Below are 16478 nucleotides of genomic sequence, written 5' to 3' on the forward strand. Positions count from 1 at the left end.
CCCCTCTTTTACCGCATCATTTGACTGTCGCCACCCTCAGAGCGTTGGTGCTGCCCGGGGTTCCGAACGGCACGCCCGCCGTCACCACGATCTCATCCTCGAATCTCGCGAAGCCTTCCTGCCGGGCCACGCTGCTGGCGCGGCGGACCATCTCGGTCATGGAATGGATTTCGTCGATCACCGCCGGGTGCACGCCCCAGACGCAGGCCATGCGCCGAGCCGTGTTGACGGAGGTGGACAGGCCCAGGATGGGGCAATCCGGGCGCTCCCGCGCCACGCGCAGGGTGGTGTTGCCGCTGTTGCTGAAGGTGACGATGGCCTTGGCCTCGATGGTGTGGGCCACCTGGCGGGCGGCGGCGGCGATGGCCCCTGCCCCGCTGCGCTCGGTGTCCGGGCGGGAATTGTCGGTCAGCTGCCGCCAGCCGCTGTCCTGCTCCACCCGGGTGATGATGCGGTTCATGATGTCCACCGCCTCCTGCGGGTATTGGCCCGCGGCGGTCTCGGCCGACAGCATCACGCAATCCGCGCCGTCGAACACGGCGGTGGCGACATCCGACGCCTCGGCACGGGTGGGGGCCGGGGCGGTGATCATGCTTTCCAGCATCTGGGTGGCGACCACCACCGGCTTGCCCAACTGCCGCGCGGCGCGGACGATGCGCTTCTGCACCAGCGGCACTTCCTCGGGCGGCAGCTCCACGCCCAGGTCCCCACGCGCGACCATCACGCAATCGGTCAGCGCCAGGATGCCTTCCAGATTCTCGATGGCCTGGGGCTTTTCCATCTTCACCATCACCTGGGCACGGCCGGCGGCGATGGCCTTGGTCTCGGCCACATCCTCGGGCCGCTGCACGAAGGACAGGCCGATATATTCGATGCCCAGCGGCAGGATGAAATCCAGGTCCGCCCGGTCCTTGGCGGTCAGCGCCGGGATGGGCAGCGCCACATCGGGCACGTTCACACCCTTGCGGTCGGACAGCGGGCCGCCGGTGATGACCTCGGTCTCGATATGGTCGTTTTCCCGCACGCGGACCACGCGCAGGCGCAGCTTGCCGTCATCCAGCAGCAGGTTCATGCCGATGCGGGCGGCATTGATGATCTCGGGGTGGGGCAGCTGCACGCGCACGCTGTCGCCGGGCGTGGGGTTCAGGTCGAGCCGGAAGCGCGCCCCCGGCGTCAGCGTCACGCGGCCGGCGGCGAATTTGCCCACGCGCAGCTTCGGCCCCTGCACATCCGCCAGCACGCCGATGGGCCGGCCGAGCTTCTTCTCCACCTCCCGGATCGTGGCCAGGCGCGCGGCGTGGTCCTCATGGCTGCCATGGCTGAAGTTCAGCCGGAACACGTCGGCACCCGCGCGGAACAGCTTCTCGATCATCTCGGGCGTGGAGCTGGCGGGGCCGAGGGTCGCGATGATCTTGGTGCGGCGATGACGGCGGAGCGGGATGCGGGGCATGGGGAACTCCAGTTCTTCTGCACTTAGCCAGCGACAATGATGGCCCTGACATCGTTCACATTCGTCAGCGTCGGGCCGGTTTTCATCAAAGTGTCAGCGGCGGCGAAGACGTCGTAGCTGCGGTGGGCGGCGAGCGCGGCCCGAGCATCCAGCCCGCTGGCGGCCAGCGTGCCCGGGCCGCACAGGGCGCCAGCCGCGTCGCTGCGGCCGTCGATGCCATCGGTATCGGCGCACATGGCCCAGATGCCCGGGCGCCCGTTCAGCGCCAGCGCCAGGCCCAGCAGGCATTCCGTGCCGCGCCCGCCGCGCCCCTGGGTGCCGGGGGCGATGGTGACGGTGGTCTCGCCGCCCGAAAGGATCACGGCCGGGCCCGCCACCGGCAGCCCATGCGTGGCGCAGGACAGGGCGATGCCCGCCAGCGCCGTGCCCAGCTGGCGGGCCTCGCCCTCCAGCGCATCGCCCAGGATCAGGGGCGTGAGGCCGAGCGCCGGGGCCGCCGCCGCCATGGCGCGCAGCGCCATCATGGGGGTGGCGATCATGCGGTATTCGGCGCGCGCCAGGCGCGGGTCGTGGGGCTTGATGCTCTCCTCCGCCCCCGCCGCCAGATGCGCGGCGGCGGCGAGCGGCAGCGCCATGCCGTAATGCGCCACCAGCGCGCGGGCCTCGGCGAAGGTGGTGGGGTCGGGCACGGTGGGGCCGGAGGCGATGACGCCCGGGTCATCCCCCGGCACGTCCGAGATCGCCAGCGTGACCACGCGCGCCGGATACGCCGCCGCCGCCAGCCGCCCGCCGGAAAACGCTGACAGATGCTTGCGGATGCAGTTCATCTCATGGATGGGGGCGCCGCTGCGCAGCAGCTCCCGGTTCACCGCGATCAGGTCATCGAGGCCCAGCCCCGCCGCCGGCAGGGTGGACAGCGAGGACCCGCCACCGGAGATCAGCGCCAGCACCAGGTCGTCGACGGTGAGGCCACGGACCAGTTCCAGCATCTCGGCGGCGGCGGCCGCACCCGGGGCGTCGGGGGTGGGGTGGTTGGCCTGGCGCACAGCGATGCGCCGGTGGGCCGGCGGGTCCGGCACATCCGCGCCATGGGTGGTGACGACCACGCCCGAGAGCGGCAGATGCGCCCAGGCGCGTTCCACGGCCAGCGCCATCTTGGCCGCCGCCTTGCCCGCGCCCACCACGACGATACGGCCATGGGACGGCGGCTCGGGCAGGAATCCAGGCAGGCAGGACAGCGGGTCGGCGGCCGCGAGTGCGGCCTGCCACAGGGTGGCGAGCGCCTGTTTCGCGCGGTCGTCGTTCCAGCCGTTCATGCGTCCTCCTGATGGGCAATGTAGCGATCGCGGACCCGCTGCACATCCCTGCCCCCTGCCCTTGCCGGAAAAAATCAGGACATGTATGGAACCATGCATGCAAGAATGGATGGAGGACGCGCCGCCCTCAGGGCAGCAGGGGCAGCATCTCCCGCATCGCCCGGGCGCGATGCGCGCTGACAGCCGTGCGCGCGGCCTCCGCATCCGCCGCTTCCAGCGCGCCGATGATGGCCCAGTGCTCCGCCGTGGAAGCGGCCAGATTGCCCCGCGCCCCGATCGTCAGCATCCGCGCGCGGGAGGCATGGTCGAGCGCATTGGCGGCACTCGCGGCCAGCCGCGCATTGCCGCAGGCTTCCAGCAGCAGCCGGTGGAAGGCATCGTCCGCCACCGCCCAGTCCTGCCGGCGGCTATCGGCGATGGCCTGCTCCATCTCGGCGGTCAGGGCCCGCAGCTCGGCCAGCACGCCCTCCGCCCGGCGGCGGGACAGGCGGGCGGCAGCTGCGGCTTCCAGCGCCACCAGCACCTCATACACGTCGGAAACATCGGCGCGCGCCAGCGGCACCACCAGCACGCCGCGCTTGGACAGCACGCGCAGCAGCCCCTCCGCCTGCAGGCGCAGCACGGCCTCATGCACCGGGGTGCGGCTCATGGCCAGGCGCGTGGCCAGTTCGGGTTCGCTCAGCGTCGTCCCGGGCGGCAGGCTGCCATCCAGGATCTCGCGCTTCAGCGCGGCATAGGCCGCAGCGCCCAGACTCTCTCGCGGCTTGTCCCCATCGGGGCCGGCAGCCGTGTGCATCGTTCCATCCATCCTTCCATGTAACAGGAGCAGCCCATGCGCCGCTATCGCATTGCCGCCATTCCGGGCGACGGAATCGGCCAGGAAGTCATCCCCGCGGGGCTGGAGGTGCTCCAGGCCGTGGCAGCGCGCCAGGGTTTCGCCCTGGATGTCGAGGAATTCCCCTGGGGCAGCGACTACTACCGCGCCACCGGCAAGATGATGCCCGAGGACGGGCTGGAGACCCTGAAGCCCTTTGATTCCATCTTCTTCGGCGCGGTGGGCGACGCCCATCTGCCGGACGACATCACCCTGTGGGGCCTGCGCCTGAAGATCTGCCAGGGCTTCGACCAATACGCCAATATCCGTCCCACCCGCGTGCTGCCCGGCCTGACCAGCCCGCTGCGGCAGGTGGAGCCCGGCGATATCGACTGGGTGATCGTGCGCGAGAACTCCGAGGGCGAATACGCGGGCCATGGCGGCCGCGCCCATCGCGGCCATCCGGAGGAAGTGGCGACCGAGACCGCCATCTTCACCCGCGCTGGCGTGACGCGCATCATGCGCACGGCCTTCCGCATCGCGCAGTCGCGCCCGCGCAAGCTGCTGACGGTCGTCACCAAATCCAACGCGCAGAAGCACGGCATGGTGTTCTGGGACGAGATCGCGGCCGAGGTCGCCCGCGAATTCCCCGACGTGAGCTGGGAGAAGGAGCTGGTGGACGCCATGGCCGCCCGCATGGTCCGCCGCCCGCAGAGCATCGACACGGTGGTCGCCACCAACCTGCACGCCGATATCCTGTCCGACCTGGCGGGCGCCGTGGCCGGTTCCCTGGGCGTCGCCCCCACCGCCAACCTGGAACCCGACCGCCGCTTCCCCTCCATGTTCGAGCCCATCCATGGAAGCGCCTTCGACATCGCGGGCAAGGGCGTGGCCAACCCCGTCGCCACCTTCTGGACGGCGGCGATGATGCTGGAACATCTGGGCGAGCCCGCCGCCGCCGCCAGCCTGATGGTGGCGGTGGAGCAGGTCTGCGCCGCCGGCATCATGACCGCCGATGTGGGCGGCACGGCCGACACGGCCGCGGTCACGGCCGCCGTGGTGGCCGCCATCCAGGGCGCGAATGCTTGATAGGAAGGCGGCCGCACCCCATACCCAGGGCTGACCGAACGGAGCGAACCCCATGCCCGCACCCCAGCCCCAGGCCGACCTGGCCCTCGGCGCCGCCGCCGATCTGAGCCCCGAGGCCCGCGACCGCATCGAGGCCGCGGCCTTCCGCAAGCTGGTGCAGCACCTGCGCGACAACGCGGAGGTGCAGAACATCGACATGATGAATCTGGCCGGCTTCTGCCGGAACTGCATCAGCCGCTGGTATCAGGAAGCGGCGGGCGACACCGGCGTGGCGCTGGAAACCCCGGCGGCGCGCGAGGTGATCTACGGCATGCCGTACAAGGAATGGCAGGCCCTGCACCAGAAGGAAGCCAGCGCCGAGCAGAAGGCGGCCTTCGCGGCCAAGAACCCCGGGCACTGAGGCGGAAGGGGGGGGGCAGCCCCCCCCTCCCGCATGCCATCAGGCCCTGGCCCGGACCGGCGCGGCCTGGGCGGCGGGGCGATAGATGCCGCGCTGGCCGCCGATCGGCTCCAGCCGGTCGGTGATGCCCATGGCGGTTTCGGCGGCCCCCAGGAACAGGGCGCCATCCGGGGCCAGCTGCGCGGTCAGCGCGTTCAGCACCCGGGCCTTGGTGGGCAGATCGAAGTAGATCAGCACGTTGCGGCAGAAGATCAGGTCGAACTTGCCGAAGCCGCGCAGGTCATGCAGCAGGTTGGCCTGCTGGAACTTCATATAGGCGCGCAGCCGGTCATGCGCGCGCCAACGCCCCTCGATCTGCTGGAAGTTCTTCATCAGCTGGCGCACCGGCAGGCCGCGCTGCACCTCGAACTGGGTGAACACGCCTTCCCGCGCGCGGTCCACCACCACCTTGGTCAGGTCGGTACCGAAGATCTCGAACCGCCGGGCCTTCCAGGTGGCGTCGCCCGCATCCTGCAACTCGCTCAGGATGATGGCGATGGAATAGGCCTCCTGCCCGGTGGAACAGGCGGCGGACCAGATGCGGATCGGCAGGCCGGCCGCGCGGGCCTTGTGCAGCTCCGGCAGGATGGTGCGCAGGTATTCGAAGGGTTTGCCGTCGCGGAAGAAATGGCTCTCGTTGGTGGTCAGCAGCTCCGTCATCTCCTGCGCCAGCATGCCGGCGGCGGGGGAGCGCAGCTTCATGGCCAGCGCGTCGAGGCTGGGCAGGTTCTCCCGCTTCAGCAGCGGGGCCAGGCGCGTGTCGAGCATGTAGCTCTGATCGGCCGTCAGCACGCCGCCGGAGCGTTCCTTCACGATACCGGCGAGGAACTGAAAGGTGGCGGGGTTCATGCGGGCACCTTGAGAGAGGAGAGGATCTGGTCGGCGAGCGCCTCGGGCGGGGCCTGCAGGCTGGGCAGCCCGGCCTTGCTGACGGCCCCGGGCATGCCCCAGACGACGGAGCTGGCTTCATCCTGCGCCAGGATGGAACCGCCGGCGCGCGCCACCGCCTGGCAGCCCAGCAGCCCGTCCTGGCCCATGCCGGTCAGGATCACGGCCACCATCTCCCGCCCATAGAGCGGCGCCAGGGAGCGCAGCATGGGGTCCACGGCGGGGCGGCAGAAATTCTCGGGCGCGTCGGTGTTCAGGGCCACGACATGCGCGCCGGCAGGGGTCTTGCGGATCACCATGTGCCGGTCGCCGGGGGCGATATACAGCTGCCCGGCCTGCAGCACGTCGCCCTCGGCCGCTTCCTTGCAGCGCGGGCCGCCCAGCGCGTCCAGATGCTGCGCCAGCATGGCGGTGAAGCCCGCGGGCATGTGCTGCACCACCACCACCGGCACCGGCAGGCGGCGCGGCAGGCGGCGCACGAAGGCGGCCAGCGCCTGCGGCCCGCCGGTGGAGGAGCCGATGGCGATCAGCCGGGGCGTGGCCTTCAGCACCGGCCCGGCCGGGCGGCGCGGGGGCGCGGGGGCGGCGGGCGCGCGCCCGGCCATGCGGGCCCAGCCCTTCACCTTGGCCAGCAGTTCGGCCCGGAAGGCGGGGTCGGCCATGCCGCCGCCGGACCCGCTGGTGGAAGTGGGCTTGGGGATATAGTCGGCCGCCCCCGCCCGCATCGCGGCCATGGTGCTGGCGGCGCCCCGCTGGGTCAGGGCGCTGGCCACGATCACCACCGGGCGCGGATCGCGCTTCAGCAGCAGCGGCAGGGCGGTCATGCCGTCCATCACCGGCATTTCCAGGTCCAGCAGGATCACCTGCGGGCGCTCGGCGGGGGGCGATGTCTCCATCACCTTCAGCGCCGCCTGCCCATCCCCCACCCGCGCCACCACGCTGATCGAGGGATCGGATTCGAGGATGCGCGACAAGGCGCCGCGGACGACCAGGCTGTCGTCGCACAGCATCACGCGCAGCTTGCCTGGCGGGGTCATCCGGCGTCGCCGCCTTCGGGGCCCAGTCCCACCATGCCCAGCTTGTCCATCAGGATGGCCTCGTCGAAGGGCTTCATGACGTATTCGTCCGCCCCCGCTTCCAGCCCTTCCAGGATGCGGTCCTGCGCGGCCTCGGTGGTGCACATCACCACCGTGGGTTCGCTGCTGCCATAGGTTTCCCGCAGGCGCTTCAGGAACTCGATGCCGTCCATCACCGGCATGTTGCGGTCCAGCAGCACCAGCCGGGGCATGTCCTCGGCCACGGCATTCAGCGCCTGCTGGCCGTCCGCGGCCTCGCGGATGCTGAAGCCGTGTTTTTCCAGGATCCGGCGGGCGACCTTGCGCACCACCGTGCTGTCATCGACGACCAGGGCGGAAATGGTCATGGCTCGTTTCCTTCTCAGCCGAACCGCATCAGGCGTTCGACATCCAGCACCACCAGCAGGCTTTCCCCCAGGCGGTGCACGCCCAGCGACACCTCCTTCCAGGAGGCATCCAGCGTGGGCGGGTTGGCCGCGCGCTCGGCCGGGTTCAGGGACAGCACCTCCCCCACATTGTCCGCGAGCAGGGAGTAGAGCTCCCCCTGATGCTCCACGACGACGGACATGGGCTTCGTGCCCACCTCCCACGGGGCCAGATGCAGGCGGCGGCGCAGGTCGATGGCGGTCACGATCCGCCCGCGCAGGTTCAGGCTGCCGGCCACCTCGGGGGGCGCCAGCGGGATGCGGGTGATGCTCTGGGGGCCCAGCACGTCGCGCACGGCCAGGGCGGGCACCCCGCACAGCTGGCCCGCCACCGTCAGGGTCAGCACCATGTGGTCGGCATCGGCGCCCAGCGCCAGGCTCAGCGTGCCGTTGGAGCCATTGGCGGCGGCGGGGGCGCGGTTCAGCGTCGCGGCTTCGGTCTGCATCTCTCGTCTCCTCAAACCGGGCTGTCGATGGAGCGCGTCATCGCCTGCAGCTCGATCGCCTGGGTCAGGCTGCCGATCAGCGCGTCGCGGTCATATTTCGCCACGTAATCCGTGAAGCCCGCGTCGCGGCCGGCCGTCACATCCTCGGGCTCCGCCCGGCCGGACAGCGCGATCACCGGCAGTTCCTGCCAGGGCCCGCCGTCGCGGATGGCGCGCACGAACTGCAGCCCGTCCATCTCCGGCATGTTGATGTCGGAGACGATGATGTCGAACATCTCCCCCGCCTCCCGCAGGCGCAGCGCCTCCCGCGGGTTGGCCAAGCCCGTGATGTCGAAGCCCGCGGCCGACAGCGCCGGCACCACCAGGTTGCGGAAGAAGGAGCTGTCCTCGACCAGCAGCACGCGCGGGGTGCGCTTCACCTCCCGCGCCTGGGCGGCGGCGGAGAACCAGTCGGCCCCGCCGAGGTTCAGCCAGTAGGCGCAGTCCAGCACCTCCGTCACCTTGCCGCCGATGACCGCGCTGCCCAGGAAGCCCTGGCGCGCGCCGGCATTGTCGATGACCAGCGGGGTTTCCAGCACGTCCAGGATCTCATCGACCATCAGGCCCATGGAGTGGTTGCCGTCGCCGAAGACGAGCACCGCCTGCTTGCCCCCCTGCTCCGGCACCATGCCGTAGCCGGAGAGCGGGATCAGCGGCATCAGGCTGCCCCGGTACTGCACCACCAGGCTGTCGCCGGCGCGCTCGATGCGCTCGGCCGGCAAATCCTCCAGCCGGGCGATCAGGCCGAGCGGCACCGCCTTCGGCGCGCCCTCACCGGCGCGGAACAGCAGCAGGGCGGTCTTCTCGCCGCGCTCCGTGCCGCGGGCGGCGGCGGCCTGGCTGGCCGCGGTCTCGCTGTTGCCGCTCTCGACGCCGAGGCCGGTGCCGCGCGCGATGCCGTTCGGGTCCAGGATCATGATGACCGAGCCATCACCCAGGATGGTGTTGCCCGAGAACATGGTGACGTCGCGCAGGATGGGGGCGACGGGCTTCACCACGATTTCCTCGGTGTCGAACACCCGGTCCACCATGATGCCGAACACCTGGCTGCCGACCTGGGAGACGACGACGAAGGAATTGCCGCCGTGGTTGGATTTCTCCGTGTCCTCGATGGCGAGCAGGCGCGAGAGGTTGACCAGCGGCAGCAGCCGGTCGCGCAGGCGCATCACCGGGGTGGTCTTGATCATCTCGATCTTCGGGCCGTCGCCGTCGCCCACGCGCACCAGTTCGAGGACCGAGTTCTGCGGGATGGCGAAGCGCTCGCCGGCGCTTTCCACGATCAGGGCGGCCGCGATGGCCAGCGTCAGCGGGATCTTGATGGTGAAGGTGGTGCCCCGCCCTTCGCGTGAGCGCAGTTCGACGATGCCGCCGATGCGCTCCAGATTGGTCTTCACCACATCCATCCCCACGCCCCGGCCGGAGACGGAGGTGATGGCGGCGGCGGTGGAGAAGCCCGGGCGGAAGATGAAGCGATGGATTTCCTGCTCGCTCATCGTGGCGATCTCGGCCTCGGTGACCAGGCCCTGGCGCACCACCTTCTCGCGGATGCGCGCCGTGCTCAGGCCCCGGCCATCGTCGCCGATCTCCATCACGATGTGCCCGCCCTCATGGAAGGCGTTCAGCGTGATGCGCCCGGTCTCGGGCTTGCCGGCGGCGCGGCGTTCCTCGGGGGTTTCCAGGCCATGGTCCGCGCTGTTGCGCACCATGTGCGTCAGCGGGTCCTTGATCAGCTCCATGACCTGGCGGTCCAGCTCGGTCTCGGCGCCGTACTGTTCCAGGATGATCTTCTTGCCCAGGTCATGCGACAGGTCGCGCACCAGGCGCGGCAGCTTCTGCCAGGCGCTGCCGATGGGCTGCATACGGGTCTTCATCACCCCGTCCTGCAGGTCAGACGTGATCTGGGACAGGCGCTGCAACGGCACCGAGAAGGCGGAATTGGTCTCGGTGCGGGCCAGCTGCATCAGCTGGTTGCGAGTCAGCACCAGCTCGCTGACCAGCACCATCAAGTCCTCCAGCACATCCACGGCCACGCGGATGGTCTGGGGGGCGTTGCCGCCGGTGGCCTCCTGGGCGGGCGGGGCCGCCTGCTGGGCGGCGGGCGCGGGCGGCGGGGCCTGGGCGGTAACGGGCGCGGGCTCCGGGGCGGCGGCCACCACGGCTTCGGCGGGTTCGGCCTCCGGCTCCGGCGCCACGGCGGGCGGGGCCTGGTCCGGCACGACATCCTCGCCACGGAAGGCGGCGTCCAGCAGGGCGATGATGCCGGCATCGTCGCCGGCGGGCTCCGTGCCCGCGGCTTCCAGCCCGGCCACGATGGCCTTCACCCGGTCCACCGCGCTCAGGATCAGGCTGATCCCCGGCGCGGTGACGGGCAATGAGCCCTCCCGCCAGCGGCCCAGCACGTTCTCGGCGGCGTGGGCCACCTTCTCCAGGCGCGGCAGGCCCAGGAAGCCGCAAGTGCCCTTGATGGTGTGGATGGTGCGGAACACCTCCGCCAGCACGGCGGCGTTGTCCGGGTTGCGCTCCAGCGACAGCAGCGCGCCATCGAGGTTCTGCAAACCCTCATTGGTCTCGGTCAGGAAGTCTGCCAGCAGGTCGTCCATGCGCGGGTCCCCTTATCGAGGGGTGTTTTGCGCCGCGCGGAGCGAAGAAAGCGTAAATCCGATGACGAATTTGTGCGGAGCCCCGCCCTTAGCCGCGCGCGGGCGTCAGCATCAGGGGCGCCGCCACCGGCCCGCCGCCGAAGCCGATGGACAGGCGGCACTTCTGCGCCCGCGCCAGCGCCGCCACCCAGCCCGCCAGCAGGCCGCGCGGGGTCTCGGCCTCCGCCGCGCGCTCACCGGCCAGTAGCGTGACGAAGCCATGGGGCCACATCGCGGTCCGCCCCTCGGGCAGGATGATCACGGGCTCACCCGGGGCGGCCATCACCGTCACCTGGCCGCCGCGCGGTAGGGCCTCGGCCGCCAGCATGGCCGCGGCCAGCAGCAGCTGGGACAGGCCCTCCGGCTGCGGGGCGGCCGGATCGGGCACCTGGAAGCGGAATTGCAGCCGGTGCGAGCCCGGCGCGCCCTGCAGCAGCTCGGCCATTTCCTGCCAGCTCAGCGCATCCGGCCGGCCGAAGGCCGCGCCGTACAGGCGCATGCGCAGCCGCAGCTCCGTCACCGTCTCCTGCAGCAGCTCGTCGGAACGCAGGCCACCGCCCGCGCCCGAGGCCGCCATGATGGTGCCCAGCGGCCCAGCCAGGTCATGTGTCAGCCGCGCGGCCACCAGGCTCGCCAGCTGCAAAGGACTCTCCACCTCCGGCTCGGACATCCGGAAACTCCTAGGTTCGGGTGCCGGAACGAAGCGTGGGGCCAGAAACCACGCCGCATCGTCCAGGTATCTCAATCTGTCAGCATGGAAGGAAAAATGCTTGTCATGTTCAGTTGATCTCGGTCTGGAAGATCAACGACATGGGAGGCAAACTCCATGACACAGCAAGACATGCCGGTTCCGCAGTAGCATCCCACAGATTGACGAAGCGTTGCGGGCGGCGATGCTGGCGGCCCATCGGGGGGAAATTGTGGTGTCTTTGATCGAGCCGGGCATGCGGGTGATGAACCCCGCGCATCCCGAATGGGGCGTGGGCCAGGTGCAGTCCGTGATCGGTTCGCGCGTGACGGTGAATTTCGAGAATCTGGGCAAGGTGCTGATCAACGCCACGCTGGTCGACCTGGAGATTTTGGATTGAGCGGCCTTTGGCAGCTGGTCCAGCAGGAGCTGTTCACCTGGGCCATGCTGGGCGCGGTGCTGGCCACCATGGTGGCGGGGCTGATGCGCGGCTATGCCGGCTTCGGCACGGCGGTGGTGCTCGCGCCGATCTACTCCACCCTGTGGGGCACCTGGGAAGGGGTGCCGGTGATGCTGCTGATGGAGTTGCTGATCTCCATCCAGCTGTTGCCGCGCGCCTTCAAGGATGCCGACCGGCGGGTGGTGCTGCCCATCGGCGGCACCGCCTTCCTGACCATGCCGATCGGCAGCTGGGTACTGTTCGCGGCCGACCCCGAGGATCTGCGCCGGGCCATCGGCGCGCTGGTGCTGGTGTTCGGCTTCCTGCTGATGAGCGGCTGGCGCTACCATGGTTCTCGGCCCTTGTGGCTGAACATGACGGTGGGGGGCGTGGCCGGGCTGCTGAAGGGCGCCACCGGCATGTCCGGGCCGCCGGTCATCCTCTATCTGCTGGCCGGCAAGGAGGAGGCGCGCCACCACCGCGCCAACCTGATCCTGTTCTTCGCGCTGATCGCCGTGATCTCCGTCATCGGGCCGATCGCGGGCGGGCTGGTCACGGCGGCGGTGCTGGCCAAGCTGGCGGTGGTGCTGCCGGTGATGCTGGTCTGCGTGCCCATCGGCGCCCGGCTGTTCCGGGTGGTGCCGGAACGGTTGTACCGCCCCTTCGCCATGGGGGTGCTGGTGGCGGCGGGCGGCATCGCCCTGCTGGGCTGAATGTGCGCCACGCGGCCCGGCCGTGACGGAATGGGGGCTTGCGCTATGCCGCCCCCGCGCCCCAAATCAACGCGATGATCGACCCCTTCGGCCGCACCGTCTCCTACCTCCGCGTTTCCGTGACGGATCGCTGCGATCTGCGCTGTGTCTATTGCATGGCCGAGGACATGACCTTCCTGCCGAAGCGGGAGGTGCTGAGCCTGGAGGAGCTGGAGCGCCTGTGCGGCGCCTTCATCGGCCTGGGCGTGCGCAAGATCCGCCTGACCGGCGGCGAACCCCTGGTGCGCCGCAATGTCATGAGCCTGATCGAGGGGCTGGGCACGCGCATCGGCCCCGAAGGACTTGAGGAGCTGACGCTGACCACCAACGGCACCCAGCTGGCCAAGCATGCCGATGGGCTGGTGGCGGCCGGCGTGCGCCGCATCAATGTCAGCCTGGACACGCTGGACGCCGACGCCTTCCGCGCCGCCACCCGCTGGGGAAAGCTGGACCAGGTGGTGGAAGGCATCATGGCCGCGAAGGCGGCGGGCCTCGCCATCAAGATCAACGCGGTGGCCATGCGCGGCGTGAACGAGCACGAGATGGACCGGCTGCTGGAATGGTGCGGCCGGCACGGCTTCGACCTGTGCCTGATCGAGACCATGCCGATGGGCGAGATCGAGGAGGACCGGACGGACCGCTTCCTGTCGCTCGATGTGGTGCGCGCCCGGCTGCGGCTGAACTGGACGCTGAACCCCACCGGCTACCAGACCGGCGGCCCGGCGCGCTATTTCGACGTGGCCGAGACCGGCACCCGGGTCGGCTTCATCACGCCGATGTCCCATAATTTCTGCGAGAGCTGCAACCGCGTGCGGCTGACCTGCACCGGCACGCTCTATATGTGCCTGGGCCAGGACGACGCGGCCGATCTGCGCGCGCCCCTGCGCGCCGGCGCCGATGACGCTCAGCTGAAGGCCGCCATCCAGGAAGCCATCACCCGCAAGCCGCGCGGGCATGATTTTGTCATCGAACGCGCGCGCCCGGCGGCTGTGGCGCGCCATATGAGCGTGACCGGCGGATGAACCTAGAAACCCTCGCCGCGGCGCTGACCCTGCCGGGCCTGCCCGCCTGGACCGGAGGCGTGGCCCTGGCCGCCATCGCCCTGCTGGCTCTGTGCTTCCTGTTGATGCCCTTCTCGATCTTCGGCCTGCGCTCCCGGCTGGAAGGGCTGGAGGCCCAGCTGGACGAGATGCAGGCCGAGCTGCGCGCCATCGCCGCCCGGCTGGCCGCCGCCCCGATGGCCAGCCCTGTGGCCCGCGGCGCGGCCGAGCACGGTTTCAGCGCCACCCGCGCACCCATGTCGGCCTCGCCGCCGCCCGCCCCAGCCCCCGCCCATGCCCCCATGGGCCGCCAGGAACCCCGGCTGAGCTGGCCGCGCGAGGGCAGCTGACCAGTCACGGGTATTCCTGACCCGTACGCAACCTTTTCTCCGGAATGGACGTGGCTGGAACATGGAAAGGTAGTGAGGTTGTAAACCAATGCACGTTTAACGCGCATTAGTTCTTGCGGTTGCAATCCGGGACATGTGAGACTCATCCCGTCATCAGAGATGTGGATATGAGCGTCGCCCCCGTCAGCACCCTCAGCCAGGCTGCCGTGATCCCCTTCCCGGGCGCCCGCCCGGCGGAGGACCGGCAGGCCCCGGCTCCCAGGACATTGCTGCTCTCGCCCCCGCATCTGGCCGGGGATGAGATGGAGGAGCTGAAGGCCACGATCGAGAGCGGCTGGCTGGCCCCGGCCGGCCCCACCCTCGCCGCCTTCGAGTCGCGCCTGGCCGAGGCCACGGGCATGGGCCATGTGCTCGCCACGGTCTCCGGCACCGCCGCCCTGCATCTGGGCTTCCGCCTGCTGGACCTGCAACCGGGGGATGAGGTGTGGGCCCCCAGCCTGACCTTCATCGCCAGCGTGGGCCCGGCCGTGCAGATGGGCGCCACCCCCCGATTCCTGGATGTGGACCCCATCAGCTGGACGCTGGACCCCGCCCTGCTGCGGGCCGAACTTTCCGCCGCCGCCCGGCGCGGGCGCCTGCCGCGCGCGGTGGTGCCGGTGGACCTGTACGGCCAGCCCGCCGACATGCCCACCATCGCCGAGGCCTGCGCCGAATGGGGCGTGCCCGTGCTGTCCGACAGCGCGGAGAGCCTGGGCTCCCTGCATCATGGCGTGCATGCCGGGGTGGGCGCGCGGCTCGCGGCGCTCAGTTTCAACGGCAACAAGATCATCACCTGCGGTGGCGGCGGGGCGCTGGCCAGTGACGATGGGGGGCTCATCCAGCGCGCCCGCCGCCTGGCCAGCCAGGCGCGCGAGGATGCGGTGCTGTACCAGCACGAGACCACGGGCTTTTCCTATGGCATGTCCTCGGTGCTGGCGGCGGTGGGGCTGGCGCAGCTGCGCCGCCTGCCGGAGCGCGTGGCCGCCCGCCGCGCCGTGCATGAACGCTATCGCGACGGGCTGTCGCATATCCCGGGCCTGTCCTTCATCGCGGAGCCGGGCTGGGCGCGCAGCAACCGCTGGCTGACCGTGATCGGCCTGGACCCCGCCCGCACCGGCACGACGCGGGAGGCGGTGCGCCGCGCGCTGGAGGCCGAGGGCATCGAGAGCCGCCCCGTCTTCAAGCCCCTGCACCTGCAGCCCGCCTTCCGCGATGCCCCGCGCGCGGGCGGCGAGGTGGCGGCGCGGCTGTTCGAAACCGGCCTCTGCCTGCCCTCCGGCAGCCAGATGAGCCAGGGCGACCAGGCCCGGGCGATCGCGCTGATCCGGCGCGCCTGCGGCGCTTGAGGCTGCTCTACCTGCACCAGCATTTCTCGACCCCGGAGGGCAGCACCGCCACCCGGGCCTTCGCCATGGCGCGCGCCATGGCCCAGCGCGGGCATCGCGTGACGGTGGCCTGCGGGCAATATGCCGGGGCGGCCACGGGGCTGAACGGCCCTTTCCGCTTCGGCCACCGAGAGGGGCAGGTGCAGGGCTTCCGGGTGGTGGAATTCGCCATTCCCTGCGGCAATGCCCAGGGGCTGGCGGCACGGCTGCCCGCCTTCCTGCGCTATGCCGCCCGCGCCGCCTGGCTCGCCCGGCGGGAGAAGTGGGACCTGGTGCTCGCTTCCTCCACACCGCTGACGGTGGTGCTGCCGGCGCTGGCCGCCCCCTGCCCCTTCGTGTTCGAGATGCGCGACCCCTGGCCCGAACTGCCGCGCGCCATGGGCGGCGTGCCGCGCCCGCTGCTGTGGGCGATGGAGAAGCTGGCCAACCTGGCCTGCCGCCGCGCCGCCGCCGTGGTGGCGTTGAGCGAGGGGATGGCCGCCATCGCCGCCGCGCGCGGCGCCCGGGTGGTGCACACCATCCCCAATGGCGCGGACCTGGATCTGTTCGGCCCGCACATCGCCCCCTGGCGCCCGCCCGAGGCCGGATCGAACGAGGTTCTGGCGCTTTATGCCGGGGCGCTCGGCCGGGCGAACGGGTTGGATATGGCGCTGGACGCCATGGCGCTGCTGCGCGGCGCGCCCCTGCGCCTGCTGCTGGTGGGTGAGGGCGGGCAGGCCGCGCATCTGGCGGCCCGCATCGCGGCGGAGGGGCTCGCGAATGTCACCCTGCTGCCGCCCCTGCCCAAGAAGCGGCTGGCGGGGCTGTTCGCCGGCAGCCAGATCGGGCTGCACCTGCTGGCCGATGTGCCCGCCTTCGCGGAACTGACCTCTCCCAACAAGATCATGGACATCCTGGCCGCCGGCCTGCCGCTGGTGACCAATGCGCCGGGCCATGCCGCGCGCTGCGCCCAGGGCGATACCATCCCCAGCCGCGTCCCCTGCGGCATCGCGGTGCCGCCAGGCGATGCCGCGGCGCTGGCCGTGGCCTTGCGCGAACTCGCGCTCTCCCCTAACCGCCGCCAGGCTTTGGGGGCCGCGGCCCGCGCCCAGGCGGTACGGCGGTGGGACCGCCGCCTGCAAACCCGCTCCTTCTGCGATGCCCTGGAGGCCGCCCTTGCCTGAC

The 16478-nt window shown here is 70.8% G+C and carries 17 protein-coding genes; 8 read left to right on the forward strand and 9 right to left on the reverse strand.

Going from position 1 to position 16478, the window contains the following annotated elements; translation table 11 throughout:
- Positions 1 to 16: 16 nt before the first annotated feature.
- The 3 genes from pyk to GT007_RS13020 all read right to left on the reverse strand — a co-directional run bounded on the left by pyk (position 17) and on the right by GT007_RS13020 (position 3562).
- Positions 17 to 1450, reverse strand: a complete 1434-nt coding sequence (gene pyk, locus GT007_RS13010) for a pyruvate kinase (RefSeq protein ID WP_160122053.1) — start codon at positions 1448 to 1450, stop codon at positions 17 to 19.
- A gap of 23 nt (positions 1451 to 1473) precedes the next feature.
- Entirely contained in the window at positions 1474 to 2766 is a 1293-nt protein-coding gene (locus tag GT007_RS13015) for a glycerate kinase type-2 family protein (protein WP_160122054.1), read from the reverse strand.
- 127 nt (positions 2767 to 2893) lie between these two features.
- Positions 2894 to 3562, reverse strand: coding sequence for a GntR family transcriptional regulator (locus tag GT007_RS13020; protein WP_160122055.1), 669 nt, complete (start codon positions 3560 to 3562; stop codon positions 2894 to 2896).
- 36 nt (positions 3563 to 3598) lie between these two features.
- Between GT007_RS13020 and GT007_RS13025 the strand changes: the two genes are divergently transcribed.
- Positions 3599 to 4669, forward strand: coding sequence for a tartrate dehydrogenase (locus GT007_RS13025; protein WP_160122056.1), 1071 nt, complete (start codon positions 3599 to 3601; stop codon positions 4667 to 4669).
- Between the two features lie 52 nt (positions 4670 to 4721).
- Complete coding sequence (locus tag GT007_RS13030) at positions 4722 to 5069, forward strand: DUF1244 domain-containing protein (RefSeq protein ID WP_160122057.1); 348 nt, start codon at positions 4722 to 4724, stop codon at positions 5067 to 5069.
- A 39-nt stretch (positions 5070 to 5108) separates the two neighbouring features.
- Here the strand turns inward: GT007_RS13030 and GT007_RS13035 are convergent, their stop codons facing one another.
- From GT007_RS13035 to GT007_RS13060, 6 genes are all read right to left on the reverse strand, one after another.
- Entirely contained in the window at positions 5109 to 5957 is an 849-nt protein-coding gene (locus tag GT007_RS13035) for a CheR family methyltransferase (protein WP_160122058.1), read from the reverse strand.
- The gene (gene cheB / locus GT007_RS13040; RefSeq protein WP_236571652.1) at positions 5954 to 7033 is read right to left on the reverse strand and encodes a chemotaxis-specific protein-glutamate methyltransferase CheB; all 1080 of its coding nucleotides are present in this window, start codon (positions 7031 to 7033) and stop codon (positions 5954 to 5956) included. Before cheB ends, GT007_RS13035 begins: the two co-directional genes overlap by 4 nt.
- Entirely contained in the window at positions 7030 to 7419 is a 390-nt protein-coding gene (locus GT007_RS13045) for a response regulator (protein ID WP_160122059.1), read from the reverse strand. The genes cheB and GT007_RS13045 overlap by 4 nt, the downstream gene beginning before the upstream one ends.
- 14 nt (positions 7420 to 7433) lie before the next feature.
- Complete coding sequence (locus tag GT007_RS13050; RefSeq protein WP_160122060.1) at positions 7434 to 7943, reverse strand: chemotaxis protein CheW; 510 nt, start codon at positions 7941 to 7943, stop codon at positions 7434 to 7436.
- A gap of 11 nt (positions 7944 to 7954) precedes the next feature.
- A complete protein-coding gene (locus GT007_RS13055) occupies positions 7955 to 10582 on the reverse strand; it encodes a hybrid sensor histidine kinase/response regulator (RefSeq protein ID WP_160122061.1) in 2628 nt (875 codons plus the stop codon).
- A gap of 88 nt (positions 10583 to 10670) precedes the next feature.
- Entirely contained in the window at positions 10671 to 11291 is a 621-nt protein-coding gene (locus GT007_RS13060; protein ID WP_160122062.1) for a histidine phosphotransferase family protein, read from the reverse strand.
- 223 nt (positions 11292 to 11514) lie between these two features.
- Here GT007_RS13060 and GT007_RS13065 point away from each other — a divergent pair, with 223 nt between their 5' ends.
- From GT007_RS13065 to GT007_RS13090, 6 genes are all read left to right on the forward strand, one after another.
- Positions 11515 to 11709: a DUF3553 domain-containing protein gene (locus tag GT007_RS13065; RefSeq protein ID WP_457852342.1), complete on the forward strand. Its 195-nt coding sequence runs from the start codon at positions 11515 to 11517 to the stop codon at positions 11707 to 11709.
- Positions 11706 to 12461, forward strand: coding sequence for a sulfite exporter TauE/SafE family protein (locus GT007_RS13070; RefSeq protein WP_236571654.1), 756 nt, complete (start codon positions 11706 to 11708; stop codon positions 12459 to 12461). Before GT007_RS13065 ends, GT007_RS13070 begins: the two co-directional genes overlap by 4 nt.
- 74 nt (positions 12462 to 12535) lie before the next feature.
- Positions 12536 to 13522 (forward strand): GTP 3',8-cyclase MoaA, encoded by a 987-nt coding sequence (gene moaA, locus GT007_RS13075; protein ID WP_160122063.1) that lies wholly within the window; start codon positions 12536 to 12538, stop codon positions 13520 to 13522.
- Entirely contained in the window at positions 13519 to 13890 is a 372-nt protein-coding gene (locus GT007_RS13080) for a hypothetical protein (RefSeq protein WP_160122064.1), read from the forward strand. The genes moaA and GT007_RS13080 overlap by 4 nt, the downstream gene beginning before the upstream one ends.
- Positions 13891 to 14057: 167 nt before the next feature.
- Positions 14058 to 15275 (forward strand): DegT/DnrJ/EryC1/StrS family aminotransferase, encoded by a 1218-nt coding sequence (locus GT007_RS13085; protein WP_160122065.1) that lies wholly within the window; start codon positions 14058 to 14060, stop codon positions 15273 to 15275.
- Positions 15272 to 16477 (forward strand): glycosyltransferase family 4 protein, encoded by a 1206-nt coding sequence (locus GT007_RS13090; RefSeq protein WP_160122066.1) that lies wholly within the window; start codon positions 15272 to 15274, stop codon positions 16475 to 16477. Before GT007_RS13085 ends, GT007_RS13090 begins: the two co-directional genes overlap by 4 nt.
- Position 16478: the final 1 nt, after the last annotated feature.

The sequence above is a fragment of the Rhodovarius lipocyclicus genome (assembly GCF_009900765.1).
Taxonomy (GTDB): Bacteria; Pseudomonadota; Alphaproteobacteria; order Acetobacterales; family Acetobacteraceae; genus Rhodovarius; species Rhodovarius lipocyclicus.

Excerpts from the sequence above, each read along its gene's own strand:
- moaA (WP_160122063.1), top strand. The coding sequence starts at position 12,536 with ATGATCGACCCCTTCGGCCGCACCGTCTCCTACCTCCGCGTTTCCGTG.
- GT007_RS13035 (WP_160122058.1), bottom strand. The coding sequence starts at position 5,957 with ATGAACCCCGCCACCTTTCAGTTCCTCGCCGGTATCGTGAAGGAACGC.
- GT007_RS13020 (WP_160122055.1), bottom strand. The coding sequence starts at position 3,562 with ATGCACACGGCTGCCGGCCCCGATGGGGACAAGCCGCGAGAGAGTCTG.
- cheB (WP_236571652.1), bottom strand. The coding sequence starts at position 7,033 with ATGACCCCGCCAGGCAAGCTGCGCGTGATGCTGTGCGACGACAGCCTG.
- GT007_RS13055 (WP_160122061.1), bottom strand. The coding sequence starts at position 10,582 with ATGGACGACCTGCTGGCAGACTTCCTGACCGAGACCAATGAGGGTTTG.
- pyk (WP_160122053.1), bottom strand. The coding sequence starts at position 1,450 with ATGCCCCGCATCCCGCTCCGCCGTCATCGCCGCACCAAGATCATCGCG.
- GT007_RS13080 (WP_160122064.1), top strand. The coding sequence starts at position 13,519 with ATGAACCTAGAAACCCTCGCCGCGGCGCTGACCCTGCCGGGCCTGCCC.
- GT007_RS13015 (WP_160122054.1), bottom strand. The coding sequence starts at position 2,766 with ATGAACGGCTGGAACGACGACCGCGCGAAACAGGCGCTCGCCACCCTG.
- GT007_RS13025 (WP_160122056.1), top strand. The coding sequence starts at position 3,599 with ATGCGCCGCTATCGCATTGCCGCCATTCCGGGCGACGGAATCGGCCAG.
- GT007_RS13060 (WP_160122062.1), bottom strand. The coding sequence starts at position 11,291 with ATGTCCGAGCCGGAGGTGGAGAGTCCTTTGCAGCTGGCGAGCCTGGTG.
- GT007_RS13085 (WP_160122065.1), top strand. The coding sequence starts at position 14,058 with ATGAGCGTCGCCCCCGTCAGCACCCTCAGCCAGGCTGCCGTGATCCCC.
- GT007_RS13045 (WP_160122059.1), bottom strand. The coding sequence starts at position 7,419 with ATGACCATTTCCGCCCTGGTCGTCGATGACAGCACGGTGGTGCGCAAG.
- GT007_RS13050 (WP_160122060.1), bottom strand. The coding sequence starts at position 7,943 with ATGCAGACCGAAGCCGCGACGCTGAACCGCGCCCCCGCCGCCGCCAAT.
- GT007_RS13065 (WP_457852342.1), top strand. The coding sequence starts at position 11,515 with ATGCTGGCGGCCCATCGGGGGGAAATTGTGGTGTCTTTGATCGAGCCG.
- GT007_RS13030 (WP_160122057.1), top strand. The coding sequence starts at position 4,722 with ATGCCCGCACCCCAGCCCCAGGCCGACCTGGCCCTCGGCGCCGCCGCC.